Origin of the sequence: Mesorhizobium sp. WSM3859, from assembly GCF_002295065.1 — a bacterium.
Classification (GTDB): domain Bacteria; phylum Pseudomonadota; class Alphaproteobacteria; order Rhizobiales; family Rhizobiaceae; genus Mesorhizobium.
Genome location: NZ_NSGG01000005.1, coordinates 306883 through 333193, shown reverse-complemented (window position 1 = coordinate 333193; position 26311 = coordinate 306883). Strand labels below are relative to the sequence as shown.

Here is a 26311-nt window from a genome sequence, read left to right as displayed (position 1 = left end):
CCCACAATCTCCCACAAGGGGGGACTATCCGTGCGCCACCATCACGTGACGGACGGCGGTGTAGTCTTCCAGCGCGTAGAGTGACATGTCCTTGCCGTAGCCGGACTGTTTCAGGCCGCCATGCGGCATCTCGTTGGTCAGCATGAAGTGGGTGTTGATCCAGGTGCAGCCATATTGCAGACGGGCGGCGGTCGCCATGGCGCGCGCGACGTCCTTGGTCCACACCGACGAGGCAAGGCCGTAGTCGCTGTCGTTCGCCCAGTTCACCGCCTCGTCGACATCCGAGAAGCGGGTGATGGAGACGACCGGGCCGAACACCTCGCGGCGCACGATCTCGTCTTCCTGCAGCGCGCCGGCGACGACCGTCGGCTGGTAGTAGAAGCCGGAGCCCTCGCCCGGCTTGCCGCCGGTGGTGATCTCGATGTGCTTCAGCTCCGAGGCGCGCTCGACGAAGCTCGACACACGGTCGCGCTGTCGGCGCGAGATCAGCGGGCCGATCTCGTTCTCGGTGTCGTCGGGCTGGTTGTATTTGATCGTCGAGACCGCCGAGGAGAGGTCGGCGACGAGCCTGTCGTAGATCTTCTTGCCGGCATAGATGCGGCAGGCGGCGGTGCAGTCCTGGCCGGCATTGTAATATCCGAAGGCGCGCAGGCCGTTGACGACGGCGCCGAGGTCGGCGTCGTCGAAGACGATGACGGGCGCCTTGCCGCCGAGCTCCAGATGCGTGCGCTTGACCGACTTGGCTGCCGCCTGCAGCACCTTCTTGCCGGTGGCGACGTCGCCGGTGATCGAGATCATGTTGACCTTCGGGTGGTTGATCAGCGTGTTGCCGACACTGTCGCCGCGGCCGAGCACGACGTTGACGACGCCCTCGGGGAGCACCTCGGCGAGGATCTTCGCCAGCTTCAGCGATGTCAGCGGCGTCTGTTCCGAGGGCTTGAAGACGACCGTGTTGCCGCCGCCGATTGCCGGCGCCAGCTTCCAGGCCATCATCATCAGCGGATAGTTCCAGGGCGCGATCGAGGCGACGATGCCGATAGGGTCGCGCCGTACCATCGAGGTGTGGCCAGCAATATATTCGCCGGCCACCTGGCCGGGCATCGAGCGCACCGCGCCGGCGAAGAAACGGTAGCAGTCGACGATCGCCGGGATCTCGTCATTGAGCACTGCGTTGATCGGCTTGCCGCAATTCAGCGCCTCGAGCGCCGCGAACTCCTTCGCGTCGGCCTCGATGCGGTCGGCGATCTTCAATAGGTAGCCGGAGCGCTGCGCCGGCGTGGTGCGCGACCAACTGACGAACGCCTTCTCGGCGGCACTGACAGCAGCCTCGATCTGCGCCGGGCTCGCCTCCGGCAGGTTGAGGATGGTTGCCCCGGTCTTTGGATTGAGGATCGGCTCCTCGGTTTCGGTGCCCTTCTCGAATTTCGAGCCGATGAGCATCTGGGTGTCCATTGGGGTTCTCCTTGAAGAGAAGTGAATGGTGAATTGTCAGTAGTCATTAGTCAGTAGTCGGTAGTGGCCGGTCTCAATTCATTCCATTCACCATTCACCATTCACCATTCACTACTCACTATTCGCTACTCACTATTCACTACTTTCCACTCCCCGCGATCTGGTCGCCGTCGCGGGTCAGGTAATAGGCAGAGAAGATCGGCAGCAGCGTCACCAGCACGACGACCATGGCCACGACATTGGTGACCGGACGCTGGCGCGGCCGAATCAGCTCTTCCAGCATCCAGATCGGCACCGTCTGCTGCTGGCCGGCGGTGAAGGTGGTGACGATGACCTCGTCGAAGGACAGCGCGAAGGCAAGCATGCCACCGGCCAGCAATGCGGTCGCGATGTTGGGCAGCACGACATGCCGGAAGGTCTGAAAACCGTCGGCGCCGAGATCCATCGAGGCCTCGATCATCGATCCCGAGGTGCGGCGGAAGCGGGCGACGGCGTTGTTATAGACGACGACCACGCAGAAGGTGGCGTGGCCGAGCACGATCGTCCAGAACGAGAAGGGAATGTCGGCGAGCGAAAAGGCCGAGCGCAGCGCGATGCCGGTGATGATGCCGGGCAGCGCGATCGGCAGGATGACCAGCAACGAAATGGCTTCGCGGCCGAAGAAGCGGGTCTGCGAGACGGCCGCCGCGCAGAGCGTGCCGAGCACCAAGGCGATCGCCGTCGAGATGGCAGCGACGCGGACCGAAAGCGACAATGCATCCCAGACGTCCGGCCGGTTCCAGGTGACGGCGAACCATTGTGTGGTGAGCCCCGGCGGCGGCCAGACGAAGCTCTTCTCTTCAGTCGTGAAGGCATAGACGAAGATCAGGAGGATGGGCAGGTGCAGGAAGAGCAGGCCGCATGCGGCGGCGATCTTCAGGCCGAGCGGAGCACGTTGACCACGATCAGAGCGCATCGAAAGCCCCCATGCGCTTGGCGCCCCAGAGATAGAAGCCCATGACGACAACGGGCACCACGGTGAAGGCTGCCGCGAGCGGAATGTTGCCGGCGGTGCCCTGCTGCGAATAGACGGCCTGGCCGATGAAAAGCCGCGAGGTGCCGATGATCTGCGGGATGATGTAGTCGCCCAAGGTCAGCGAAAAGGTGAAGATCGAGCCGGCGACGATGCCGGGCAGCGCCAGCGGGAAGAGGACATTGCGGAAGGTCTGCCCCGGCGAGGCACCGAGATCGGACGAGGCCTCGACCAGATTGCCGGGAACGCGCTCGAGCGCGGCCTGCACCGGCAGGATCATGAAGGGCAGCCAGACATAGACGAAGACGATGAAGGTGCCGGTGAAGGAAACCGACAGCGAGTTGCCGCCGACGATCGGCAGCGACAGCCAGCCGTCGAGCAGCCAGAGCAGGTTCAGCTTGGCGAGCAGCCAGGTGAGGATGCCTTCCTTGGCGAGGATCAGCTTCCAGGCGTAGATCTTGACCAGATAGCTCGACCACAGCGGCAGCATGACGCCGAGATAGAACAGGGCCTTCCAGCGGCCGCGCGCATAGCGCGCCGCGTAATAGGCGATGGGGAAGGCGATGACCGCCGAGGCGAGCGTGACGAGCGCCGCCATCGTCACCGTACGCAGGATGATGTCTAGATTGGCGGCCTGGAACAGGTCGCCATAGGTCTTCAGCGTGAACTCGCGATTGATGAGGCCCGAGAACTCGTCGATCGAGAAGAAGCTTTGCGCGAGCAGGGCAAACAGCGAGCCGATATAGACGATGCCGAGCCAAAGCAGCGGCGGGGCGAGCATCAGGAGAAGCAGGAACTTCGGGCGGCGCCAGAACAGGTCGGAGAGCGCGCCGCGCAGGCCGCCGCTGCCGGGCAGGATGGCGGGGGTGGGATTGGATTGAACAGCGGCGATCGTCATGGCGCCACCGTGCCTTCGTGGAGGACATGGGAAAGGCCGAGTTCCTTCGCGCCCCCCTCTGGCCTGCCGGCCATCTCCCCCACAAGGGGGGAGATCAGCCGTCGCCTGCGATTTCGCCAGTCACCAAAGTCGGAAGGATGAGTGGGGCGCCGAAGCTGCCAATCTCCCCCCTTGTGGGGGAGATGGCCGGCAGGCCAGAGGGGGGCGCCGTAGAGCGCTACGCTTGTCAAAGTTCTGCGAAGCACGGTCATGCCGGCTCGTCCATCAGGTGCAGGCTATCGCGATTGAAGGTCAGCAGCACCGCTTCGCCTTCCGCCGGCAGCGCCGTTCCCGCCGGCACCACCGCATGCAGCCGCAGCCCATCGGCATCGAGCGCCAGCCTCGTGGTGGCGCCGAGATAATTCGTGCCGACAAGGCGCGCGGCGACACCGTCGCCACTGGTCGCGCTTAAAACGCGGATGGATTCCGGGCGCAGGCTGCCCCAGCGATGCTGGCCGGAATAGCGCTGGACGAAATCCGGCGGCAGCACGTTGGACGAGCCGACGAAATCGGCGACGAAGCGCGTGTTCGGCCGCTGGTAGATATCTTCCGGCGTGCCGACCTGCATGATCCTGCCGTCGTTGAAGACGGCGACGCGGTCGGCCATGGACAACGCCTCGCCCTGGTCGTGGGTGACGAAGACGAAGGTGATGCCGAGCACCTTCTGCAGCGATTTCAATTCCTCCTGCATGTTCTCGCGCAGCTTGAGGTCGAGCGCGCCGAGCGGCTCGTCGAGCAGTAGCACCTTGGGCTGGTTGACCAGGGCACGGGCGAGCGCGACGCGCTGGCGCTGGCCGCCGGAGAGCTGGCCGGGACGGCGCGCGCCATAGCCCGGCAGTCGCACCAGCGACAGAGCCTCCTCGGCCGCCTTCAGCCGCTCGGCCTTGCCGACGCCCTTGACCATCAGGCCGTAGGCGACGTTGTCCAAGACGTTGAGATGTGGAAACAGCGCGTAGTCCTGGAAGACGGTGTTGACGTTGCGGCGATAGGGCGGAACGCCTTCGGCGCGCTCGCCGAAGATCGAGACCGAGCCCGCCGTCGGCTGCTCGAAGCCGGCGATCAGTCTGAGGCACGTCGTCTTGCCGGAGCCGGACGGCCCGAGCATGGCGAAGAACTCGCCCGGCGCGATCTCGAGGTCGACCGCGTCGACCGCGCGCACGCTGCCGAAATGGCGCGAGACTTTTTTGAAGGAAACGGCAGAGGTCATGGGCCTGTTCGTTTCGTTGCCGGTTTAGAGGATGCGCGACGCCCTACCTCCCCCTCGATGGGGGAGGTCGCGGCGAAGCCGCGGGTGGGGTGACTGGCGCGAACCTATCAGACAGCCCCGACCCCGACGCTCAAGCGTCGACCCTCCCCACAGGGGGAGGGTAAAGAGTGTTACCGCCCGCCGATGACGCCGATATAGTCCGACACCCAGCGGTAATAGGGCACGCACTGGTCGTTCTGGCTGGCGCATTTCGACACTGGCGTCTTCCAGAACTTGATCTTGTCGAAATTGTCGTAGCCGTTGGTCTTGCAGCCTTCGTCGCCAAGCAGCTCATTGCCCTTGCAGGCGGCGGGCACAACGGGCAGCGAGCCGAACCAGGCCGAGACATCGCCCTGGACCTTCGGCGACAGCGAATGCTCGAGCCACATATAGGCGCAGTTCGGATGCGCGGCGTCGGCTTCCATCATGGTGGTGTCGGCCCAGCCGGTGACGCCTTCTTCCGGCACGGTCGAGGCGACCGGCTTCTTGGCGGCGACCAGCGTGTTGACCTGATAGGGCCAGGAGCCGGAAGCGACCACGCCCTCGTTCTGGAAGTCGTCGACCTGGATCGCGGCATCGTGCCAGTAGCGGCCGACCAGCGTGCGTTGCGTGCGCAGCAGATCGAGCGCCGCCTTGTACTGGTCTTCGTTGAGCTCGTAGGGGTCCTTGATGCCGAGTTCCGGCTTGTGGAACATCAGGTAATTGGCCGCGTCGGCGATGTGGATCGGACCGTCATAGGCCTGAACACGGCCCTTGTTCGACTTGCCGTCGGGCAGCTTCATTTCCTCGAAGACGACGTTCCAGCTCTTGGGCGCTTCCTTGAAGACGTCGGTGTTGTACATCAGGATGTTCGGGCCCCACTGATAGGGAACGCCGTAATGCACCTTGTCGACGGTGAACCAGGGCGCGTCCTTAAGGCGGTCGTCGACGGTCTTCCAGCTCTTGATGAGATCGGTGTTGATCGGCTGCACGCGCTTGCCGGCGACGAGGCGCAGCGATGCATCGCCCGAAGCGGTGACCAGGTCGAAGCCGCCCTCGTTCATCAGCGAGACCATCTCGTCCGAGGTGTTGGCGGTCTTGACGTTGACCTTGCAGCCGCTTTCCTTCTCGAAAGCCGTCACCCAGTCATAACCCTTGTCGGTCTCGCCGCGCTCGATATAGCCCGGCCAGGCAACGATGTTGACCTCGCCCTCGCCCTTGCCGATTTCCTTGACCTGGGCCATGGCCTGGCCGGAAAAAGTCAGCGCGACAGTCAGCGCCGTGCACGACTTCAGGAATGCATTCATCGTCGATCTCCCATTTTGGCGCATGACCCCGAAACCGGTCCGGTTTCGGAAAGGATCATGCGCAGACTCAAAAACGACAGGACACATTGTGCTCTGTCAGCAGCGCTCTCAGGGCGCGGCTTTGTTCCCTCGGCGAAAGGTGCTGTGAAAAATCCGGTTTCGCAAATTCATTTATCAGAAAGCCGATATCGGTTTTTCCGATATCAAAAATGCCTTCAGGCCAATGCCGTGACCAGCCAGCAGGCGGCAATGAAACGAGCCTTCCCGTCCGCCACGAAAGGCTTGAATGCAGCAGGCAAGGCCGCGGTGATTTTCTCCGCCGTCGCCTGGTCAACCTCGCGCAACGCAGCGCCGACCGGCCCTAGCCGGGTGGCATAAGTCATCAGATGGCTTTCGGCGATCTGACACGGGACGTCCGCCTGTTCGACTTCGATCGACGACCAGCCGCTTCGTTCAAGAATCTGCCTCACCTTGGCGCCGTCGGCGAAGGCAAACTGCCCCGGCGCGTCGGGGTCCGGCGCGGGTGCTTGCGGCAGGAAGGGTGCGGCCGCTCGCGCTGCGGTCGTCATGAAATCATTCTCGCGCGGACTGCGCCAAGCGACAAAGGCGAGTTTGCCGCCGCGCCTTGCGGCCCGTCTTATGTTGGTGAACGCCGCCACGGGATCGTCGAAGAACATGACGCCAAAGCGCGAGACAACGGCATCGATGCGGCCGGATTCGAACGCATATGTCTGGGCGTCGCCGACTTCGAAACTAGCGTTCGCCACCTCTTCCACCCGCGCGCGCTCCGTTGCCAGGGCGACAAGCGGTCGCGAGATGTCGAGGCCGACACATCGGCCGCCATTGCCGACGCGGCGCGCCATCGCCAGGGTCGTGGCGCCGGCGCCGCAGCCAATGTCCAAAACCGTGCCCCCTTCCCCAGGATAACCGGCATCCACCACCAGGCTCTCGAACGGCGCCAGCACGCCGTCAAGGACGGGCTGCATCTCGACCCATGCCTTGCCGCTGGCGTCGTTCCAGAGAGCGGCTTGCTGTGTGTTCGGCTGCGCGGATTGCGGCATGGCGGACCTCGCTTTCAGTTGCCCTCATCGATCCCTGCCGGCACTCTACGAATTCAAGCCGGCCGTTTCACGCTTTTCCTGGAATTGCTTCACCGGCGGACCATGCGCTGCGACTGGGCAAGGCCGATGAAGTCGCGCGCGGCCTGCGGCAGGCCGGAGCCGCGGCGCCAGACGGTGCCAACCTGGACGACCGGCAGCGAGCCGGAAATATCGCGCGATTCGATGCGGTCGCCTTCCAGCGACCAGGGCCGGTAGACGAGGTCCGGCAGCAGCGCCACGCCGGCGCCGGTGGCGACCAGGCTGCGCACCGCTTCCACGGAACGCGTGCGGAAGGCGACATGAGGTCTCGCGCCGATCGCCGACAGCAGCTTGCCGGTGTTCTCCTCGATCTCGTCGACGGTGAGCATGATCAGCGGCTCGGAGGCGATATCGCCGATCGAGATGATGTCGGCGCTGGCCAGCCTGTGGCTGAGCGGGATCCACAGCCGGTAGGCCGAGACTTCCAGGATTTCCGACTGCAGCGCGGTGCGATCGCGCAGGTTGGACGTCACCATGACGGCAATGTCGAGCTTGCCGCCGACCAGAAGATGCTCGAGATAGTCGCCATTGTCCTCGATGGCGGAGACCTCGACGCCGGGATAGGCGCGACGGTAGCGGGCGAGCAGATCGGACAGCACGTAGCCGGCGACCAGCGAGGTGACGCCGAGCTGCAGGCGCCCGCCCACGGCGGCCTGATCGCTGAAGAAAGAACGGCGCGCATCCGAGACATCGGCCAGGATCTTGGTGGCGTGGCGCAGGAACTGGTGGCCCTTATGGGTGATGTTGAGGCCGCGCGGATGGCGCTCGAACAACTCGACGCCGAGATCGCTCTCCAACTCCTTGATCGCCTCGGTGACCGAAGACTGCGAGATGGAGAGATTCTGCGCGGCGCCCGAGACGGTGCCCTGCTCGGCGACGGCGACAAAGAACTGCAATTGGCGGATGGTGAAGGCCATGGCCGGACTAAACACCGGCGTGACCGGGAAAGAAAGCGGGCTTTGTCTCGGCGGTTAGGCTGCCGCGATGCTGAGCCGCGCGCCGGCCCGGCTCAGCGCGGCGGCTATGTCGGGTGGCGGCGGCTGGTCGGTGGCGAGCTCGGAAAAGCCGTCGAAGCCGCAAACCCTGACCAGCCCCTGGCGGCCGAACTTGGTATGGTCGGTGACGACCAGCGAGCGCTGGCCGCGCGACAGCACCATGCGGGCGAACTCCGCTTCCTCCAGCTCGTAGTCGGTCAGGCCGGCGTCGGCGTCGACCGCGCCGATCGAGATCACCGCATGATCAACCGAAAAGCGGCCGACGAACTCGATCGCCGAAATGCCGAAGGCCGCGCCCGAATCGCTGCGCAGCTCGCCTCCCGCCATATAGACTTTGTTGCCGTTCACCGTCGCCAGCGTGCGCGCGATGTCGGAAGAATTGGTGACCACCGTCAACCGACGATGGCCGAGCAGCTCGCGCGCCAGGAAGGATGTGGTCGTGCCGGTGTCGAGCATGATCGCCTCGCCATCGCGGATCGTGGCCGCGACCATCCTGGCGATCAGGCGCTTGGCTTCGGCATTCTCGCGCATGCGGCGTTCGAACGGCGCCTCGCCCACCATCGAGGTAAGGCCGACGGCGCCGTGCATCTTCAGCACCGACCCGTCATCGGCGAGCGGCTTGACGTCGCGCCGAACCGTCTCCTGCGAGACGCCGAGACGTTCGGCAAGGCTGGCTATGGTGATCGTGCCCTCCTCGCCGAGGAGCCGCAGGATTTCGCCATGCCGTTTCGAGTGGATCATATGGATGTCCGGGATTTTGACCGAATTTAAGGCTTTGACAACGCTTTGAAAGGAGTTGCTTATATTTTCGGGCAAAACACCCAAAAAAATCGCAGCTTTTGATTGACAGCTCCGCCACCTCGGCATGAGAGTGGTTGCAAGTCACAAGGGCTCGGAACTGCTAAGGAGGGTGATGGCAGAGCCGCAACCTAGCGACCAGATCGTCTGGAACCAGCCAGGCGCGAGCTTTTATCGAATCCGCGGGGGCGGATGCCGGGATCCTAAACCTGGCCAAGGGGCTCGTCGGTGCGGTGCGGGATACCGATCCTGGCGTCTCGCACCGACGAGGCTTCTTTGTTTTATCCCATCGTCGTTTTCCGTGGGACCGGTTGAGGCCGGAGCGAAGCCGTGAGCGCCGAAGACCGAATCCGCGCCTTGCCGTGCTGGAGCGGCAGCATCGAGATCGAGCCGCTGCCGGGCGGCCTCAGCAACGCCAACTTTGTCGTCACCGACGCGGCCGGGCGGCATGTAGTGCGCTTCGGCCAGGATTTTCCGTTCCACCACGTCTTTCGCGAGCGCGAGGTGATGACGGCCCGGGCGGCGCATGCGGCTGGATTCGCGCCGGCCGTGCATTATGCCGAACCCGGTATTCTGGTGACGGCGTTTCTCGGGGCGAAGACCTTTCTCGCCGAAGACGTGCGGGCCAATCTTGGCCGCGTGGCGGCGCTGCTGCGCGGCTTCCATCGCGAGATGCCGAACCATGTCTCCGGCGCAGGCTTCATGTTCTGGGTGTTCCACGTCATCCGCGACTACGCGCGCACGCTGGATGAAGGCGGCAGCCGCAAGAAGGATCAGTTGCCCCGCTATCTTTCGCTGGCCGACGAGCTCGAGCGGGCGCAAAAACTGCTGCCGATCGTCTTCGGCCACAACGATCTTTTGCCGGCCAATATCCTCGACGACGGCAAACGGCTGTGGCTGATCGATTTCGAATATGCGGGCTTCAACACGGCGATGTTCGATCTTGCCGGCGCCGCCTCCAACGCCGGCCTGAACGATGACGAATCCTTCGCCTTCCTGACCGCCTATTTCATGAAGGAGCCGGACAGCGAGATCCGCCGTTCGCATGCCGCCATGCAATGCGCCTCGCTGCTGCGCGAGGCGATGTGGAGCATGGTCTCCGAGCTTTATCTCAACGCGCCCGGCATCGACTATGTCGCCTACACCGAGGAAAACCTCGTCCGGCTCGACGCGGCGCTGGAAAACTATCGGACGAAATACGGGACAAGATCATGAGTTTGCCCAGCCATGCCGGGATCGTCGTCATCGGCGGCGGCATCATCGGCTGCTCTACCGCCTATCATCTGGCGCGCGACCACAAGGCCGACGTGGTGCTGCTCGAGCAGGGCAAGCTGACCTCGGGCTCGACCTGGCACGCCGCCGGCCTGGTCGGGCAATTACGCTCGTCGGCCTCGATCACGCGCGTGCTCAAATATTCGGTCGACCTCTACAAGGGCCTCGAGGCCGAGACCGGCCTGGCGACCGGCTGGAAGATGACCGGATGCCTGCGGCTGGCGACCACCGCCGACCGCTGGACCGAATTCAAGCGACTGGCGACCACGGCCAAAAGCTTCGGCATGGATATGCAGCTTCTGTCGCCGGCGGACGTGAAGCGCATGTGGCCGCTTATGCAGACGGGCGACCTCGTCGGCGCCTCGTGGCTGCCGACCGACGGGCAGGCAAGCCCCTCCGACATCGCCCAGTCGCTCGCCAAGGGCGCGCGCATGCATGGCGCGAGACTGTTCGAGGACGTGCGCGTCACCGGCTTTGCGATGAAGGATGGCCGCATCACGGCGGTGAAGACTTCGAAGGGCGATATCGCCTGCGACAAGGTGGTGAACTGCGCCGGGCAGTGGGCAAGGCAGGTCGGCGCGATGGCCGGCATCAATGTGCCGCTGCAGCCGGTCAAGCATCAGTATATCATCACCGAGAGGATCGAAGGGCTGGCCAACGACGCGCCAACGATCCGCGACCCCGACCGCCGCACCTATTTCAAGGAGGAGGTCGGCGGGCTGGTGATGGGCGGCTATGAGCCCAACCCGCAGGCCTGGGCAACCGGCCTTCCCGGTGGCGACGTGCCCAACGACTGGGAGTTCCGCCTGTTCGACGACGATTACGATCATTTTGAACAGCATATGACGCAGGCGATCGCGCGCGTTCCCGCCTTGGAAACCGTCGGCGTCAAGCAGATGATCAACGGACCGGAAAGTTTCACGCCGGACGGCAACTTCATCCTCGGCGCGGCGCCCGAATGCGCCAACATGTTCGTCGGCGCAGGCTTCAACGCCTTTGGCATCGCATCCGGAGGTGGCGCCGGCTGGGTGCTGGCGCAATGGGTGGTCGACGGCGAGGCGCCGCTCGACCTGTGGGTGGTCGACATCAGACGTTTTTCCGGCCTGCACCGCGACCGTGACTGGGTGCGCGACCGCACGCTTGAGGCCTATGGCAAGCATTACACGATCGGCTTCCCACATGAGGAATATCTGTCGGGACGGCCACGCATCGTCTCGCCGCTCTATGAGCGACTGAAGAAACATCGCGCGGTGTTCGGCTCCAAGCTTGGTTGGGAGCGGCCGAACTGGTTCGCGCCGCATGGCGCGGCCGCCGAGGACGTCTACTCGATGGGCCGCCAGAACTGGTTCGGCCCGGTCGGCGACGAGCACCGTCATGTGCGTGAGAAGGTCGGTATCTTCGACCAGTCCTCCTTCGCCAAATACGAGCTGACCGGCATGGACGCGCTGAAGGCGCTCGACTGGATCTGCGCCAACGACGTCAACAAGCCGGTCGGACGGCTGACCTACACGCAGCTTCTCAACACGCGCGGCGGCGTCGAGGCCGACCTCACCGTGTCGCGGCTGGGCGAGGAGCGGTTCTACATCGTCACCGGCACCGGCTTCCGCACGCATGACCTGTCCTGGATAAGCGATCATATCGGCTCCGGCCTCGACGCCAGGCTGACCGACGTCACGGAGGAGTATGGCACGCTGTCGCTGATGGGGCCGCGCGCCCGCGACGTGCTGTCGGCGGTGACGGAGGCCGACGTCTCGAACGCCGCCTTCCCCTTCGGCCATGCGCGCGAGATCGCAATTGCCGGCCATAGCGTGAAGGCGCTACGCGTCACCTATGTCGGCGAGCTCGGCTGGGAGCTGCATGTGCCGATCGACGCCACCGGCAAGGTTTTCGACGCGCTGATGTCGGCGGGCAAGGCGCATGGCATTCGCCCGGTCGGCTACCGGGCGCTGGAATCGCTGCGGCTGGAAAAAGGTTATCGCGCCTGGGGTTCCGACATCACGCCGAACGACACGCCACTGGAAGCGGGGCTGGGCTGGGCGGTGAAGCTCCGCAAGAACACGGACTTCGTCGGACGCAAGGCGCTGGAGGTGGCAGCCGGCAAGGCGCCGACGAAACGCTTTGCCGGCTTCACGGTGGACGACCCCGCGATCGTGCTGGTCGGCCGCGAGACGATCCTGCGCAATGACGAGCCGGTGGGCTACCTCACCAGCGGCGGCTACGGCTACACGGTGAAGAAGAACATCGGCTATGGCTATGTGCGCAATGCCGACGGCGTCAGCGACGAGCTCCTCGCGTCCGGCGATTATGACCTGGTGGTGGCAATGGAACGCACGCCGGCAAAGATCCATCTCGAGGCGATGTACGACCCGGCCGGCGCGAAGATAAAGGCTTGATCCGCGCAGCGCGGGGTCAGCTGACGCGCAGCGCCAGGCAACGGCTCGGCACAGTGTCACCCTCGCCGGGCATCGAGGCATAGGGCCGCGTCTCTTCGAGGCGGGTTATCGTGCCGCGCGCTTCCATCTCGGCGATGCGCTCCGCAAAGCCGGCATCCCACAGCGTATTCTTGACGGTCAGCACGATGACCCCGCCTGGACGGCAGATGCGGATCAGCTCGTCCAGGCCCTCGACCCCGACATGGCCCGAGGTGAAGACGCCGGCCGAAATGATGCCGGCATAGGCGCCGTCGGCGAAAGGCAGCGTGTCGCCCATCGCCAGGCGATGCAGCGCCGTGTAGACGCCCTTGGCGCCGGCCTTGTCCAGCATGCCTTGCGAGATGTCGAGCGCCTCGACCCGCGGATAGCCGGTGATGGCCAGCCATTCGCCGATCAGGCCGGTGCCGGCGCCGGCGTCGAGCAAGGGTTCGGCGCCGCGCGCCAGGTGGCGGGCAAGCAGCGCCAGGCAGATCGTCGGATGGCGATAGCCGGCGGCCGACATGTCGGCGTCGTAGGTGTCCGCCCAGCTGTCATAGATGGCGGCCACGTCTTCCGGCCGCTTCGCCGCATAAGCGGCGCCCAGCGCGCTGTTCTGCTTGCCGTCTGCCATCGCCACTCCCGACACCCCGACTCTCGTTCAATGGATGATAGCCAAGCCGTTAAAATTGTGGAACCGTCAGAGCCATAGCAAATGGCGTGAAGCGGGGACACGACATGACCGACGAATTGCGCGCAGTACTGGCGGCCGTTCCGGTGCTGGCAGGCTATGATGGACCGCTGGAGCGGCTCGGCGGCCTCACCAACAGGGTCTACAGAGCGGGCGACGTGTGCCTGCGCATTCCCGGCAAGGGCACGGAGGAATATATCAACCGCGCCAATGAGGCGGTGGCGGCGCGTGAGGCGGCCAAAGCCGGCGTCAGCCCGGACGTGCTCCATGCCGATCCGGCGACCGGCCTGATGGCGACGCGCTTCATCGCCGGCGCCGAGACGATGTCGCCGGAGAAATTCAAGGCGAGGCCGGGCAGCCCGACGCGGGCTGGCCAGGTCTTCCGAAAACTCCATTCTTCCGGCGCCGTGTTTCCCTTCCGCTTCGAGCTGTTTGCGATGATCGACGACTATCTCAAGGTCCTGTCGACCAAGGATGTGGCGCTGCCCGCCGGCTATCACGACGTGGTGCGCGAGGCAGGCGCGGTGCGCGAGGCGCTTGCCACTCACGCCATCCCGCTTACCGCATGCCATTGCGATCCGCTCTGCGAGAATTTCCTCGATACGGGTGAGCGGATGTGGATCGTCGACTGGGAGTATTCCGGCATGAACGATCCGCTGTGGGACCTTGGCGATCTCTCGGTCGAGGGCAAGTTCGATGCGGGTCAGGACGAGGAATTGATGCGCGCTTATTTCGGCGGCGAGGCGCGGCCGGCGGAGCGCGGACGCGTCGTCATCTACAAGGCGATGTGCGACCTACTCTGGACGCTGTGGGGCCTGATCCAGCTCGCCAACGACAATCCGGCCGAAGATTTCCGCGCCTATGCCGACGGGCGCTTCGCCCGCTGCAAGACGCTGATGGAGACGGCGGAATTCTCACGTCACCTGGCAGCTGTGCGCCTGGGCTAGACCAATCCCGGCTTTCTACCTGAAGACCCTTTGTATCTCGTTCAGCGATCCTGTTTCGTCGGACTTTTTGCAATACCAGATGAGCAGCGCGATGCTGCCGATGGGGAAGAATCCCGCAAGCAGCTGGTGCCAGCCGCTTCTGTTGATGTCATGCAGCCGGCGCGCGGTCATGGCAAGTGTCGGCAGAAGGACGGCAAGATTCCAAAGCGACGAGACGGCTTCGTTTCCCACAAAGATATCGACTATACCCATAAGAACGGCGACGATGATGATGAAGAGGTAGGAATACCAGAACTCCGAGCGGCTGGCCCTGCCGGAAAAGTTCACATAATTTCGAAAAAAACTTGAGATCGCCTCACCGAAGTTCATCGACGGCGGCGTGTCACCAAAACGATTGACGCCGGCTGGCGGCGCCCTCAAGACAACAATGGCAGGCCGAGAAGGATTAGAACTATCAGCCAATGCCATATCGAGAAACTGCCCATGATTTCCCCCAACACCCCAATCTCGGGAGCTATGGATATCCTGCCTACCCCGCCGGAATCAATCGCAGATTGCACCCAATAGGCGATTTGCACCGCAAAATACTTTCCGGATGGAAGGGTAGGATGAGGTGGCCCGAGTCTAGTTCACGCCCTTCGGCACGTTCTCGGGAGGCACTACGGTTTCCACCACCTTCTGGCGATGGAAGATGAAGATGCCGGCAAGCACGACGATAGCCGAGCCGGCCAGAATGCGCGGGCTCGGCACATCGCCGAAGAAAACCAGGCCAAAGACGATGGCCCACAGAAGCAGGCTGTAATGCAGCGGCGCCAGCGTCGAGGCCGGCGCCAGCTTCAGCGCCCTTGTGATCATCAGATGAGCCGCGCAGGAAACGACGCCGAGCAGAAGCATGGCGCCGAAATCGAGCGCGGACGGCGTGCTCCAGGCGCCGATGGTGAGCAGGCCGCCGACAATCAGCGTGCCGATGGTCTGCCAGGTGACCAAAGACGTGTCGCTGGTGCCGCGCAGGAGACGGCCAAGGATGATGGCGAAGCCGAAGGCGATGCTGCCGACCAGCGCAAAGCCTGAAGACATGGAGAAGGCGGCCGAGGACGGCTTCAGGATGATCAGCACGCCGCAGAAGCCGACCAGGATCGCCAGCCAGCGACGCCAGCCGACCTTTTCGCCGAGCAGAAGGTGCGACAGCGCCGCGACATAGATCGGCCCGGCCATATAGAAGCTCATCACGTCGGCGAGCGGCAGGTAGACGACCGCGGCATAGAAAAGCCCGGTGTCGGTGGTGGTGGCGACGACGCGCAGGAGCTGCAAGATCGGCCGGTCCATGTGGAACAGCTTGCCCGTGCCCTGGTTGGCGATCATCGGGCCGAGCACGATGAAGGCGCCGATCGAGCGGATCAGCACCACTTGTCCGACCGAGAAGGAAGCGACCAGCCATTTGCCCATCGCATCGTTCAGCGCGAACATGAAGTCGCCGGCCAGCATCAACAGGATGCCGGCGAGCAACATGTTCCTGATCGTGAAATTGCGGGCGAGCGAAGCCATGCCGCTCCCTAGCCGCAAGCAGCCGGTTTGACGAGGGAAATCCGGAGAATCGGTAAGACCAGCACCGGAAATCGGCTGGTTCTAGCCGGCCCTATGCCGCCGGTTCACCTGCGCTGGCCGGCCGGCGATCGACAGCCGCGTCTCCTGCCTGGTCCGCTCGGCGACGACCTTGCCCCTGGCGATGACGCACAGACGTTCGGGGCGCAAACGAACGGCCTCGATCGCACTGCCGGCGTCGAGCACGACGAGGCTGGCGCGCTTGCCGACGGCGAGGCCAAGGTGGTCGAGCCCCATGATGGCGGCGTTGACGTTGGTGACCATGTCGTAGCAGCGCGCCATGTCGGCCGGGCTCGACATCTGCGCGACATGCAGGCCCATGAAGGCGACGTCGAGCATGTCGGCGGTGCCCAGCGAATACCAGGGGTCGAGCACGCAATCCTGCCCCCAGCCAACCCGGATGCCGAGCGCCAGCATCTCCTTCACCCGGGTCAGGCCGCGCCGCTTCGGGAAAGTGTCATGGCGCCCCTGCAGCATGATGTTGATCAGCGGGTTGGGGATGGCCGAAACACAGGCCTCGGCGATCAGCGGCAACAGCTTCGAGACGTAGTAATTGTCCATCGAATGCATCGAGGTGAGGTGGGAGCCGGCCACCCTGCCCTGCAGGCCGAGGCGCTGCGTTTCATAAGCGAGCTGCTCGATATGGCGCGACAGCGGATCGTCGGTCTCGTCGCAATGCATGTCGACCATCAGGCCGCGTTTCGCCGCGATCTCGCAAAGCTCTGTCACCGAGCGGGTGCCGTCGGCCATGGTGCGCTCGAAATGCGGAATGCCGCCGACGATGTCGACGCCCATATCGAGCGCCCGGACAGTATTCTTGAGCGCCGTCGGCGAGCGATAGAGGCCGTCCTGAGGAAACGCCACCAGCTGCAGGTCGATATAGGGCGCGACGGTTTTCTTGACGTCGAGCAGGGCTTCCACCGCGAGCAACCGGTCGTCACAGACATCGACATGGCTGCGGATGGCGAGCAGGCCCATCGACACGGCCCAGTCGCAATAGGCGAGCGCACGCTCGCGTACGGCCTCATGCGTCAGAAGCGGCTTCAGCTCGCCCCAGAGCGCGATGCCTTCGAGCAGCGTGCCAGACCCGTTGATGCGAGGAATGCCATAGGACAGAGTGGCGTCCATGTGGAAATGCGGATCGACGAAGGGCGGCGAGACCAGATTGCCGCGGGCATCGATCTCCGTCGGCGCGGAGCCCGGCAGTTTCTGCTCGAGGGCCATGATGGTTTCGCCGGCAATGCCGATATCGGCAATTCTGCCGTCCGGCAGCGTGCCGCCGCGCACGATGAGGTCGAAATCCATCCGTCGTCACCCTTTCCCAAGAATCGGCAATCACCGTGGCCGAAAAGACAGCCTCGCGCAGCCTTTTCTTTCGCCTGCAGCCGAAAGGTTCCATCGCGCCGCAACTCGCTCTATAAGCCGCCTCGCGCCCTCGTGGCGAATCCGAAATTCTTTGCAAGTCAGACACAGGATCGGCCGTTGTTTCGCTTCTTCCGCTCGACGGAAAATCAGCGCCTTATCGCGAGGCTGGTGAGGGAATCCTTTCACGAGCATAAATTCGGCTATGGCGCCGCCATAGCGTCGATGCTGGTGGTTGCCGCCATGACCGGCGCCAGCGCCTGGATCCTGCGCGAGATCACCAACGAATTCGTGGTCTTCAAAAGGCTCGACCGCGTCAACCTGATCGCGGCCGGAGTCGCGGCGATCTTCCTGCTCAAGGGCCTCGCCACCTTCGTCCAGGCCTATTTCATGAGCCGCGTTGGCAATGCCATCATCGCCGATCGGCAGCGCAAGATCTACGATCGCATTCTGGCGCAAGGCATCGAGTTCTACCATTCGACCTCGTCGGCCGATCTGATCGCCCGCATGACAAACAACGCGCAGGCGGCGCGCAGCGTGCTCGATCTCGTCGTGACGTCCTATGTGCGCGATCTGGTGACGCTGATCGTCCTGGTCGGGGTCATGATCTGGCAACAGCCGGCGCTGTCGCTGATCTGCTTCGTCGTCGGGCCGGTTGCGATCTACGGCGTCAACCGCATCCTGAAGCGCGTCCGCAATATCGCCGCCTTGGAGTTCCGCTCGCTTGGGCAGATCGTTCACGTCATGCAGGAAACGGCGATCGGCGTACGCGTCGTCAAATCCTTCAACCTTGAAGGCGCGATGCGCAAACGCATGTACCAGGCCGTCTCCGACGTCGAGAACCGCGCCAACAACATCGCCACGCTGGAGGCGGCCACCAGCCCGGTGATGGAAACCATTGCCGGCCTGGCAATCGCCGGCGCGGTCTTTATCAGCGGGTTTCTGGTGTTGCAGGGCGGGCAGATGCCGGGCAACATCATGGCCTTCATCGCATCGCTGCTGCTCGCCTATGAGCCGGCTAAGCGCCTGGCCCGCGTTCGCATCTCGCTTGAGACCGGCATCGTCGGCGTGCGAATGATGTTCCAGCTCGCCGACCGGCCGCTGACGCTCGCGGAAAAACCTGGCGCCAGGCCGCTGCGAGCGGGGCCGGGCGAAATCCGCTTCGACAATGTCAGCTTCGCCTATCCGGAAAGCCCACCGGTGTTCGAGGACTTCGACCTGACGCTCGAGGCCGGCAAGATGACGGCGCTGGTCGGGCCGTCCGGCAGCGGCAAGTCGACGATCCTCAACCTGATCATGCGCATGTACGACCCGCAGACCGGCAGAGTGATGTTCGACGGCCAGGACATTTCCTTCGCGACGCTCGATTCGCTCAGGAAGAAGATCGCCTATGTCAGCCAGGACACGTTCCTGTTTGCCGGCACGGTCATGCACAATATCCGCCTCGGCCGTGAGGACGCGACCGATGAAGAGGTGATCGCCGCCGCCAAGGCCGCCAATGCGCATGACTTCATCAGCGCCATGGCCAAGGGCTACGAGACGGAGGTCGGCGAGAACGGCTCGCTTTTGTCCGGCGGCCAGCGCCAGCGCATCTCGATCGCACGCGCCATGCTGCGCAATGCCGAGATCCTGCTGCTAGACGAAGCGACGAGCGCGCTCGACGCCGAATCGGAAGCGCTGTTCCGCGACGCGCTGCAGCAACTGACGGTCGGACGCACGACGATCGTCATCGCGCACCGGCTGTCGACCGTGCACCAGGCCGACACCATCGTGGTGCTGGAACACGGCAAGGTGCTGGAAAGCGGCCCGCACAAGACCCTGCTCAAGCAGGGCGGACTCTACCAGAAGCTGTATGAATATCAGCTGATGCCGTAGCAGATCCACCTTCTCCCCTTGTGGGAGAAGGTGGATCGGCGCGCAGCGCCGAGACGGATGAGGGGTGTTGGAAGAAACGAGGCACTGAAGAATAGGGTGCTTCATGCGTCCTTTTCTTCATTATCGCGATCCTTCCAACACCCCTCATCCGTCGCCTTCGGCGACACCTTCTCCCACAAGGGGAGAAGGGAAGACCTCTTACTCCGGCACTTTCCGCACCGCGCCCTTGTCGGCGCTGGTGGCGAAGGCGGCGTAGGCGCGCAACGCGGTCGTCACTTTCCGCTTGCGCTTCTCGGCCGGCTTCCATGCGTCGGCGCCCTTGGCGTTCATCGCCGCACGGCGCGCTTCGAGCTCGGCGTCGCTGATGGCGAGCCGGATGGTGCGGTTGGGGATGTCGATCTCGATCGTGTCGCCTTCCTGGACCAGGCCGATCGCGCCGCCCTCGGCGGCTTCCGGCGAGACGTGACCGATCGAAAGGCCCGACGTGCCGCCGGAGAAGCGGCCGTCGGTGATCAGCGCGCAGGCTTTGCCGAGGCCCTTCGACTTCAGGTAGCTGGTCGGATAGAGCATCTCCTGCATGCCGGGGCCGCCGCGCGGCCCTTCATAGCGGATGACGACGATGTCGCCGGCCTTGATCTCGTTGCCGAGGATCGCCTTGACGGAAGCGTCCTGGCTTTCGAAGACGCGGGCCGGGCCGGTGAATTTCAGGATCGACTCGTCGACGCCGGCGGTCTTCACGATGCAGCCGTCGAGCGCCAGATTGCCCTTCAGCACGGCAAGGCCGCCATCCTTCGAGAACGGCGTCTTGGCCGAGCGGATCACGCCCGTTTCGCGGTTCGTGTCGAGCTCGTCCCAGCGGCGGTCCTGGCTGAAGGCCACCTGCGTCGGCACGCCGCCGGGGGCGGCGCGGAAGAAGTCGCGGACATTCTCGGCCGAGCTGCGGGAAATATCCCAATGGTCGAGCGCTTCGCCGAGGGTGGCGGTGTGCACGGTCGGCAGGTCGCGGTTGATCAGGCCGGCCTGGTCGAGCTGGCCGAGGATGGCCATGATGCCGCCGGCGCGGTGGACGTCCTCCATGTGGACGTCGGACTTGGCCGGCGCGACCTTGCAGAGCACCGGCACCTTGCGCGACAGCCGGTCGATGTCCTCCATAGTGAAGTCGACCTCGCCCTCATGGGCTGCGGCAAGGATGTGCAGCACCGTGTTGGTCGAGCCGCCCATGGCGATGTCGAGCGCCATGGCGTTCTCGAAAGCGCCCTTGGAGGCGATCCTGCGTGGCAGTGCCGTCTCATCGTCCTGCTCGTAGTAGCGCTGGGCGAGATCGACGACGAGATGGCCGGCCTCGACGAACAGTCGCTTGCGGTCGGCATGGGTGGCCAAGGTCGAGCCATTGCCAGGCAGCGACAGGCCGAGCGCCTCGGTCAGGCAGTTCATGGAGTTAGCGGTGAACATGCCGGAGCAGGAACCGCAGGTCGGGCAGGCCGAGCGCTCGATGACCTTGACGTCCTCGTCGGAAATCTTGTCGTCGGCGGCGGCGACCATGGCGTCGACCAGGTCGAGCGCCTGCGCCTTGCCGGCCAGCACTACCTTGCCGGCCTCCATCGGGCCGCCCGAGACGAAGACGGTCGGGATGTTGAGGCGAAGCGAGGCCATCAGCATGCCAGGCGTGATCTTGTCGCAATTGGAGATGCAGACCATGGCGTCGGCGCAATGCGCGTTGACCATGTATTCGACGGAATCGGCGATCAGCTCGCGCGACGGCAGCGAATAGAGCATGCCGTCGTGGCCCATGGCGATGCCGTCATCGACGGCGATGGTGTTGAACTCCTTGGCGACGCCGCCGGCCTTCTCGATCTCGCGCGCGACGAGCTGACCGAGGTCCTTCAGATGGACATGGCCCGGCACGAACTGGGTGAAGGAGTTGACCACGGCGATGATCGGCTTGCCGAAATCCGAATCCTTCATGCCGGTGGCGCGCCACAGGCCGCGGGCGCCTGCCATGTTGCGGCCATGGGTGGTGGTGCGGGAACGATAGGCGGGCATTGAATTGTCCTTGCTAGCTGGCCGCGCCGGTGCGCGGCGGGCGGCGCTCAAAATTAGTCGGCAGCGGTTATAGCGATCACGACCCGGCCTTGCCACAATTTTGCGCTGCGCCAGGATTCTTCCGGAAAATTTCAAATCGCTGTCGGATCGGGCGCATCCAGGCCGTCCTTGGCAGACGGCAAGAGATGGCACCATTCTCGGGGTCAGCCGTTCCAATGTAACAGCAGGAAGCAACCAAGGAGCACGACATGCAGAAGATCACCACCTTCCTGTGGTTCGACACTCAGGCCGAAGACGCCATGAACCACTACATCTCCATCTTCAAGAATTCGAAGGTGCTGAGCGTGACGCGCTGGCCTGAAGGCCATCCGCAGCAAGGCCAGGTGCTGGTCGCCTCCTTCGAACTCGACGGCGTTCAGTTCCTGGCACTCAACGGCGGGCCGCAGTACAAGTTCACCGAAGCGATCTCACTGTCGATCGACTGCAAGACGCAAGCTGAGGTCGATCATTTCTGGACCAGGCTTACCGAAGGCGGCGGCGAGCCGGGGCCTTGCGGGTGGCTGAAGGACAAGTTCGGCGTTTCCTGGCAAGTGGTGCCGGAGCAGCTGCCGCGGTTGCTTCAAGATCCCGACCGGGGCAAGGCCGGACGCGTCATGGACGCCATGATGAAGATGGGCAAGATCGAGATCGACAAGTTGGAAGCGGCGGCGAAAGGGTGAGAATTAGTGAGTAGTGAATGGTGAATGGTGAATGGTGAATGGTGAGCGATAGCAGCCACTCTTTCCCGACTACTACTCACTATTTACTATTTACTATTTACTACTCACTACTCACCATTCACCATTCACCAGAATCACGCCGCCTTGTCGCGGACCTGGTAGTCCTTGACGGCGGTGAAGCGGATTGCTTTCCAGCGCTCGGCCTCGTAGTTCAGCGAGAAGGCGTGCTGGGCGAGGAAGACCGGATCGTTGTCGAGATCGCGGGCGATGTCGCCGCGATGCGATTCGATGAAACGCTGCACCTCCGCCTTGTCGTCGGCCGCGATCCAGCGGCAGACGGAAAAGCGCGACATCTCGAAATCCACCGGCAGCGTGTATTCGATGTTGAGCCGTTCCTTGAGCACGTCGAGCTGCAGCGCGCCGACGACGCCGACGATGGCCGGCGAACCGTCCTCCGGCGAGAAGAGCTGCACCACGCCCTCCTCGGCCATCTGGTGCAGAGCTTCCTTCAGCTTCTTGGCCTTCATGGCGTCGCCGAGGCGCACGCGGCGCAGGATTTCGGGCGCGAAGTTCGGCACGCCCCGGAACAGGATCTCCTCGCCCTCGGTCAGCGTGTCGCCGATGCGCAGCGTGCCGTGATTGGGAATCCCGACGACGTCGCCGGCAAAGGCCTCGTCGGCGGTGACGCGGGTGCGGGCGAAGAAGAATTGCGGTGCCGAGAGGCTCATCGGCTTGCCGGTGCGCACCAGCTTGGCCTTCATGCCGCGCTCCAGCTTGCCGGAACAGACGCGCACGAAAGCGATGCGATCGCGATGGTTGGGGTCCATGTTGGCCTGGATCTTGAAGACGAAGGAGGTCATCTTCTCCTCCGTCGCCTCGACCAGACGTTCGTCGGCTTCCTGGGCGCGCGGCGGCGGGCCGTAGGCGCCGAGCGCCTCGATCAGGTCGCGCACGCCGTAATTGCGAAGCGCCGAGCCAAAATAGACGGGGGTCAGATGGCCCTCGCGGAAGGCTTCCACGTCGAGCGGACGACAGGCCTCGCGGGCGAGCTCCAGCTCCTCGATGAAGTCGTTGCGCTCGTTTTCGGGCAGCAAGCCCGCGACCCGGTTGGAATCCGGACCGTTCACAGGCGTGCGCTCCTTCTCGTCGTCGCTGCGGCGCACCGCGTTCTGCGCCAGATGGTAGGTGCCCGAAAAAGTCCTGCCGCGGCCGATCGGCCAGGTGACGGGAGCGGTGTCCAGCGCCAGCTTCTGCTCGATCTCGTCGAGAATCTCGAACGGATCGCGGCTCTCTCGGTCCATCTTGTTGACGAAGGTGATGATCGGGATGTCGCGCAGCCGGCAGACCTCGAACAGCTTCAGCGTGCGCGGCTCGATGCCCTTGGCGGCGTCGATGACCATGACGGCCGAATCCACCGCAGACAGCGTGCGATAGGTATCGTCGGCGAAATCCTCGTGGCCGGGCGTGTCGAGCAGGTTGAAGACGTTGTCGTCATATTCGAAGGTCATCACCGAGGTGACGACCGAGATGCCGCGCTCGCGCTCGATCTTCATCCAGTCGGACCGCGTCTGGATGCGGTCCTTCTTGGCCTTGACCTCGCCGGCAAGCTGGATAGCGCCACCGAACAGCAGCAGCTTTTCGGTGAGCGTGGTCTTGCCGGCGTCCGGGTGGGCGATGATCGCGAAGGTGCGGCGGCGCGATACCGCCTGTTCGATGTCTTCTGCCAATTTGATGGAATCCTGTCTGTGGCGCGGGCTTCTAGCAGCGCTTACCCGGCATGTCGACAGTTTCAGGCAGATCGGCTCGCCGGGAGGCGTGTTCGCCGCCATGGCGGGGTCTGCTCATAGTCAGGCCTCGCCATGTTCCGTGCGGCCGTACCTGGTAATCCACCGTATTTCCGAGCGCCCGACGCCGATGTCGTGCAGCAGGTAGTCAGGCAATTCGTCCAGTCTGGCCCGGTCCCTGCGAATGCGCACGATGCGCGCGAGGGCATGTCCCGCGGCACGAGATATCGCAACGGCAGCCGCGAAGAAGCGGCTGAGCGCGGGCCGGTCGGCGACGAGTTCCCGCCCAAAGATGGTCATGGTCGTGTCTCCTTGTTGAACGATGAATTCGGGAGGGCACCGAAGGCCCTCCCGAAGGCTTCTTGGAGAGATCAGGACCGGTCGCGCTTGCAGCTCAGATGCCGCAAAGCTTCACGGTCCGCGCGGTCAGGCGGCGGCGTAAGCCGTCGTCGGATCGAACAGGCGCTTCACCTCGGTGACCTTGGTCGCCGGGAAGCCGCTCATCTTGGCGTGGCGCTGGATGATCGCCTCGTCCTTGGCGAGGTAGACGCAGAACGTCTTGTCGTCCGTCACGAAGGATTCCACCCACTGAATGTCCGGCCCGAGTTCGGCCAGAACGGCATTCGAGGCCTTGGAGGCGTCGCGAAGCTGCGCGCGCTCGAAGGTGCCGACCTTGGGAATTTCGCGCTCGATGATGTACTTCTGCATTTTGCAATCTCCTTGATCTGAGGTTCAAATGCCGCCGGGCACTCGATCAGATCGGTGCCGGTGGCATCCCTGGGGCGGCTGGGGTAAACTCTCGCTTGGCCCGCCAGGCAGGCGCAGATTTACGGAACAGGCGGCCGACAGTCCTTACGCCGGCCTTATCTTCTTCTGATCCTTTACCCATTGTCGTTGTGGGGGGCGCTGCCGATGGGAATTTATAGCTTCGGCGACTTCGAGCTTAACGAGGATACGCGCGCACTTCGTCTCGCCGGGGGCGAGATCGAGACGCAGCCTTTGGTGTTCGATTTCCTCGCCATCCTGCTGCGGCATCAGGACCGCGCCATGAGCAAGGACGAGCTGCTCGAAACGCTATGGCCCGGCGTGACGGTGACCGAGGCTTCGCTGCAGCGCGTGGCGAGCCTTGCCCGCAGCATTCTTCGCCAGGGCGGCATGGAGACGGCGCTGCGCAACCTGCCCCGCTTCGGTTACCGGATCTGCCTCGACAAGCTGGCCGCGGCGGAAACGGCAGCTCGGGCCGATGCGGGCAGCAAGCCCTCAAGCCCAGGCTCGCCGATCCTGGCCGCACGCGCCGCCGCCGCGGCGCGAAAATGGCACGAGGCCGCGGCTGCTTTCGCCGAGGCGGATGCCGCCGACGAGTTGCTGACGGCCGACCTCGAAGAATGGGCACTGGCGCTGGAATGCCTGGGAAGGCCGTCAGAAGCGATCCCGCTCCTCACGCGCGCGGCGACGGAATACGGCGTGGCCGGCGCACGCCTGCGAGCGGCTTCCCCGGCAATCACCCTCGCCATGATCCATCTCGAGAGAGGAGAGCTTGCCGCGGCCAACGGGTGGCACAAGCGTGCCGCGCAGCTGATCGACAAAGCGACCGAGAGCAGGGAACATGGGCTCTGGTGCTGGATGGGCGCGCGCATCAAGGGCGCGGAGGCCGAGCCGGAGCATGCGCTTGCTCTTGCCGAGCAAGCTTTCGAGGTCGGCAAAAATCTCGAAGACCCAGTCGTGGAATCGCTCGGTCTCATCTATCGCGGCTTCTTCAAGCTCTGCCTTGGGGAAACAAAATCCGGGCAGGAGGACCAGGATTTTGCCGCGGCACTCGGTCTCTCCAGCGACGTCGACCCGATCGTCGGCGGCATCCTCTATTGCAATATTTTGTGGGCCTGCCGGAATTTCGGCGACTGGGCGAGGGCCAATCAATGGACCCTCAGCTACGAGGGCTGGTGCAGAGGGCACGGGCTGGAGGAACTCACGGGCTCGTGCCGGCTGCACCGGGCCGAGGTGCTCGGCGTTCATGGCACGCTGAAGGAGGCTGAGGCGCTGGTGCGCGCGGCGCTTGATCAGCTTGCGCTCGACGCGCCTTGGGCAACGGGCGATGCGCTGCGCGTCCTGGGTGACATTCATCTTGCCGCCGGCGATTTCGCCCAGGCGGAAGCAGCCTATCGCGCGTCCCACGCCGCGGGCTGGGACCCGCAGCCCGGCCTTGCGCTGCTGCAGCTCGAGCAGGGGCAGGCAGAGGCCGCTTTCAGCGCGCTCGAGCGGTCCCTGGTTGGGAACCGCTGGCCAACCCTGCAGCGGCGGGGCATGGTTCTCGCCACGCTTGCCAAGGTCGCAGCGCGGACCGACCGGCCGGAGCGCGCCAACGAAGTGATCGCCGAACTGGAACGTGAGCCGCAGCGTTGGCCGATGGCCTCAATCCGGGCGCTGGCCGCCGAGGCCAAGGCGGAACTGTTCATGCGGGAGAATCGCCTCACCGAAGCGGTGCGGGAGCTGCAGATCGCATGCTCGCACTGGGCCGAGATCGGCTCGCCCACCAACTGCGCGGAGGCCAGGCTTTCGCTCGCGGCGCTGCTCGTCCAACTCGGCGACCGAACCGGCGCGGAGCTGGAACTTGGCACCGTTCTAGCGGTCGCGAAGAAAGTGGATTCGCCCCGACTCATGCGGCGCCACGAGGCGCTCACGGGCCTGCTTGCCGGTGCTCAGACGACGGCAGCTGCCGGCGCGTAAGTCATGCTTGCCGCTTGAG

Annotated in this window: 21 protein-coding genes and 1 pseudogene; 6 read left to right on the top strand and 16 right to left on the bottom strand. The window is 64.2% G+C overall.

Translation table 11 applies throughout. The features are described 5' to 3' along the window. Positions 1 to 24 precede the first annotated feature (24 nt). The 8 genes from CK230_RS14130 to CK230_RS14090 form a co-directional block, all read right to left on the bottom strand. The gene (locus tag CK230_RS14130; RefSeq protein WP_095817765.1) at positions 25 to 1452 is read right to left on the bottom strand and encodes a gamma-aminobutyraldehyde dehydrogenase; all 1428 of its coding nucleotides are present in this window, start codon (positions 1450 to 1452) and stop codon (positions 25 to 27) included. Between the two features lie 139 nt (positions 1453 to 1591). Beyond that, the gene (locus CK230_RS14125) at positions 1592 to 2407 is read right to left on the bottom strand and encodes an ABC transporter permease (protein ID WP_095817764.1); all 816 of its coding nucleotides are present in this window, start codon (positions 2405 to 2407) and stop codon (positions 1592 to 1594) included. Further along, positions 2397 to 3362, bottom strand: a complete 966-nt coding sequence (locus tag CK230_RS14120; protein ID WP_095817763.1) for an ABC transporter permease — start codon at positions 3360 to 3362, stop codon at positions 2397 to 2399. Before CK230_RS14120 ends, CK230_RS14125 begins: the two co-directional genes overlap by 11 nt. Positions 3363 to 3609: 247 nt before the next feature. Beyond that, complete coding sequence (locus tag CK230_RS14110) at positions 3610 to 4608, bottom strand: ABC transporter ATP-binding protein (protein ID WP_095817762.1); 999 nt, start codon at positions 4606 to 4608, stop codon at positions 3610 to 3612. Positions 4609 to 4778: 170 nt separating this feature from the next. Continuing rightward, a complete protein-coding gene (locus CK230_RS14105; protein WP_095817761.1) occupies positions 4779 to 5933 on the bottom strand; it encodes an ABC transporter substrate-binding protein in 1155 nt (384 codons plus the stop codon). A 215-nt stretch (positions 5934 to 6148) separates the two neighbouring features. Beyond that, positions 6149 to 6994 (bottom strand): class I SAM-dependent methyltransferase, encoded by an 846-nt coding sequence (locus tag CK230_RS14100; RefSeq protein WP_095817760.1) that lies wholly within the window; start codon positions 6992 to 6994, stop codon positions 6149 to 6151. An 89-nt stretch (positions 6995 to 7083) separates the two neighbouring features. After that, positions 7084 to 7989 (bottom strand): LysR substrate-binding domain-containing protein, encoded by a 906-nt coding sequence (locus tag CK230_RS14095; protein ID WP_095817759.1) that lies wholly within the window; start codon positions 7987 to 7989, stop codon positions 7084 to 7086. Between the two features lie 54 nt (positions 7990 to 8043). After that, on the bottom strand, positions 8044 to 8808 hold the full coding sequence (locus CK230_RS14090; RefSeq protein ID WP_095817883.1) for a DeoR/GlpR family DNA-binding transcription regulator: 765 nt from the start codon (positions 8806 to 8808) through the stop codon (positions 8044 to 8046). A 387-nt stretch (positions 8809 to 9195) separates the two neighbouring features. On the opposite strand from CK230_RS14090, the gene CK230_RS14085 reads away from it, so the two are divergent. Both CK230_RS14085 and CK230_RS14080 read left to right on the top strand, forming a co-directional pair. Further along, on the top strand, positions 9196 to 10080 hold the full coding sequence (locus tag CK230_RS14085) for a phosphotransferase family protein (protein ID WP_095817758.1): 885 nt from the start codon (positions 9196 to 9198) through the stop codon (positions 10078 to 10080). Continuing rightward, on the top strand, positions 10077 to 12530 hold the full coding sequence (locus CK230_RS14080; RefSeq protein ID WP_095817757.1) for an FAD-dependent oxidoreductase: 2454 nt from the start codon (positions 10077 to 10079) through the stop codon (positions 12528 to 12530). Before CK230_RS14085 ends, CK230_RS14080 begins: the two co-directional genes overlap by 4 nt. Positions 12531 to 12546: 16 nt before the next feature. Here the strand turns inward: CK230_RS14080 and CK230_RS14075 are convergent, their stop codons facing one another. Continuing rightward, positions 12547 to 13179 (bottom strand): class I SAM-dependent methyltransferase, encoded by a 633-nt coding sequence (locus tag CK230_RS14075; RefSeq protein ID WP_095817756.1) that lies wholly within the window; start codon positions 13177 to 13179, stop codon positions 12547 to 12549. A 104-nt stretch (positions 13180 to 13283) separates the two neighbouring features. On the opposite strand from CK230_RS14075, the gene CK230_RS14070 reads away from it, so the two are divergent. Next, positions 13284 to 14183: a phosphotransferase family protein gene (locus tag CK230_RS14070; RefSeq protein ID WP_095817755.1), complete on the top strand. Its 900-nt coding sequence runs from the start codon at positions 13284 to 13286 to the stop codon at positions 14181 to 14183. Positions 14184 to 14198: 15 nt separating this feature from the next. On the opposite strand, the pseudogene CK230_RS14065 reads toward CK230_RS14070, so the two are convergent. The 3 genes and pseudogenes from CK230_RS14065 to CK230_RS14055 all read right to left on the bottom strand — a co-directional run bounded on the left by CK230_RS14065 (position 14199) and on the right by CK230_RS14055 (position 17090). Beyond that, a pseudogene (locus CK230_RS14065) lies at positions 14199 to 14668 on the bottom strand (DUF805 domain-containing protein). Positions 14669 to 14807: 139 nt separating this feature from the next. After that, positions 14808 to 15728 carry a DMT family transporter gene (locus CK230_RS14060; protein ID WP_095817754.1) on the bottom strand — a complete coding sequence of 307 codons (921 nt, stop codon included), beginning with the start codon at positions 15726 to 15728 and terminating at the stop codon, positions 14808 to 14810. Positions 15729 to 15809: 81 nt separating this feature from the next. Beyond that, positions 15810 to 17090: an amidohydrolase family protein gene (locus tag CK230_RS14055; protein ID WP_095817753.1), complete on the bottom strand. Its 1281-nt coding sequence runs from the start codon at positions 17088 to 17090 to the stop codon at positions 15810 to 15812. 177 nt (positions 17091 to 17267) lie between these two features. Between CK230_RS14055 and CK230_RS14050 the strand changes: the two genes are divergently transcribed. Next, entirely contained in the window at positions 17268 to 19022 is a 1755-nt protein-coding gene (locus CK230_RS14050) for an ABC transporter ATP-binding protein (protein ID WP_095817752.1), read from the top strand. A gap of 198 nt (positions 19023 to 19220) precedes the next feature. Here the strand turns inward: CK230_RS14050 and ilvD are convergent, their stop codons facing one another. Continuing rightward, the gene (gene ilvD / locus CK230_RS14045) at positions 19221 to 21065 is read right to left on the bottom strand and encodes a dihydroxy-acid dehydratase (protein WP_095817751.1); all 1845 of its coding nucleotides are present in this window, start codon (positions 21063 to 21065) and stop codon (positions 19221 to 19223) included. 248 nt (positions 21066 to 21313) lie between these two features. Here ilvD and CK230_RS14040 point away from each other — a divergent pair, with 248 nt between their 5' ends. Continuing rightward, positions 21314 to 21784 (top strand): VOC family protein, encoded by a 471-nt coding sequence (locus CK230_RS14040; RefSeq protein ID WP_095817750.1) that lies wholly within the window; start codon positions 21314 to 21316, stop codon positions 21782 to 21784. 134 nt (positions 21785 to 21918) lie between these two features. Here CK230_RS14040 and CK230_RS14035 read toward each other — a convergent pair whose 3' ends face one another. The 3 genes from CK230_RS14035 to CK230_RS14025 all read right to left on the bottom strand — a co-directional run bounded on the left by CK230_RS14035 (position 21919) and on the right by CK230_RS14025 (position 24276). Continuing rightward, on the bottom strand, positions 21919 to 23511 hold the full coding sequence (locus CK230_RS14035; RefSeq protein WP_095817749.1) for a peptide chain release factor 3: 1593 nt from the start codon (positions 23509 to 23511) through the stop codon (positions 21919 to 21921). A 120-nt stretch (positions 23512 to 23631) separates the two neighbouring features. Further along, on the bottom strand, positions 23632 to 23868 hold the full coding sequence (locus tag CK230_RS14030) for a DUF1127 domain-containing protein (protein WP_095817748.1): 237 nt from the start codon (positions 23866 to 23868) through the stop codon (positions 23632 to 23634). 126 nt (positions 23869 to 23994) lie between these two features. Next, a complete protein-coding gene (locus CK230_RS14025) occupies positions 23995 to 24276 on the bottom strand; it encodes a DUF4242 domain-containing protein (protein WP_095817747.1) in 282 nt (93 codons plus the stop codon). A 186-nt stretch (positions 24277 to 24462) separates the two neighbouring features. On the opposite strand from CK230_RS14025, the gene CK230_RS14020 reads away from it, so the two are divergent. Beyond that, a complete protein-coding gene (locus CK230_RS14020; RefSeq protein WP_176480094.1) occupies positions 24463 to 26292 on the top strand; it encodes a winged helix-turn-helix domain-containing protein in 1830 nt (609 codons plus the stop codon). Positions 26293 to 26311 lie beyond the last annotated feature (19 nt).

What these genes read in the sequence shown, in the direction of transcription:
- CK230_RS14075 (WP_095817756.1), bottom strand. Translation starts at nt 13,179, where the DNA reads ATGGCAGACGGCAAGCAGAACAGCGCGCTGGGCGCCGCTTATGCGGCG.
- CK230_RS14080 (WP_095817757.1), top strand. Translation starts at nt 10,077, where the DNA reads ATGAGTTTGCCCAGCCATGCCGGGATCGTCGTCATCGGCGGCGGCATC.
- CK230_RS14030 (WP_095817748.1), bottom strand. Translation starts at nt 23,868, where the DNA reads ATGACCATCTTTGGGCGGGAACTCGTCGCCGACCGGCCCGCGCTCAGC.
- CK230_RS14130 (WP_095817765.1), bottom strand. Translation starts at nt 1,452, where the DNA reads ATGGACACCCAGATGCTCATCGGCTCGAAATTCGAGAAGGGCACCGAA.
- CK230_RS14055 (WP_095817753.1), bottom strand. Translation starts at nt 17,090, where the DNA reads ATGGATTTCGACCTCATCGTGCGCGGCGGCACGCTGCCGGACGGCAGA.
- CK230_RS14095 (WP_095817759.1), bottom strand. Translation starts at nt 7,989, where the DNA reads ATGGCCTTCACCATCCGCCAATTGCAGTTCTTTGTCGCCGTCGCCGAG.
- CK230_RS14070 (WP_095817755.1), top strand. Translation starts at nt 13,284, where the DNA reads ATGACCGACGAATTGCGCGCAGTACTGGCGGCCGTTCCGGTGCTGGCA.
- ilvD (WP_095817751.1), bottom strand. Translation starts at nt 21,065, where the DNA reads ATGCCCGCCTATCGTTCCCGCACCACCACCCATGGCCGCAACATGGCA.
- CK230_RS14025 (WP_095817747.1), bottom strand. Translation starts at nt 24,276, where the DNA reads ATGCAGAAGTACATCATCGAGCGCGAAATTCCCAAGGTCGGCACCTTC.
- CK230_RS14105 (WP_095817761.1), bottom strand. Translation starts at nt 5,933, where the DNA reads ATGAATGCATTCCTGAAGTCGTGCACGGCGCTGACTGTCGCGCTGACT.
- CK230_RS14060 (WP_095817754.1), bottom strand. Translation starts at nt 15,728, where the DNA reads ATGGCTTCGCTCGCCCGCAATTTCACGATCAGGAACATGTTGCTCGCC.
- CK230_RS14040 (WP_095817750.1), top strand. Translation starts at nt 21,314, where the DNA reads ATGCAGAAGATCACCACCTTCCTGTGGTTCGACACTCAGGCCGAAGAC.
- CK230_RS14090 (WP_095817883.1), bottom strand. Translation starts at nt 8,808, where the DNA reads ATGATCCACTCGAAACGGCATGGCGAAATCCTGCGGCTCCTCGGCGAG.
- CK230_RS14100 (WP_095817760.1), bottom strand. Translation starts at nt 6,994, where the DNA reads ATGCCGCAATCCGCGCAGCCGAACACACAGCAAGCCGCTCTCTGGAAC.
- CK230_RS14110 (WP_095817762.1), bottom strand. Translation starts at nt 4,608, where the DNA reads ATGACCTCTGCCGTTTCCTTCAAAAAAGTCTCGCGCCATTTCGGCAGC.
- CK230_RS14125 (WP_095817764.1), bottom strand. Translation starts at nt 2,407, where the DNA reads ATGCGCTCTGATCGTGGTCAACGTGCTCCGCTCGGCCTGAAGATCGCC.
- CK230_RS14120 (WP_095817763.1), bottom strand. Translation starts at nt 3,362, where the DNA reads ATGACGATCGCCGCTGTTCAATCCAATCCCACCCCCGCCATCCTGCCC.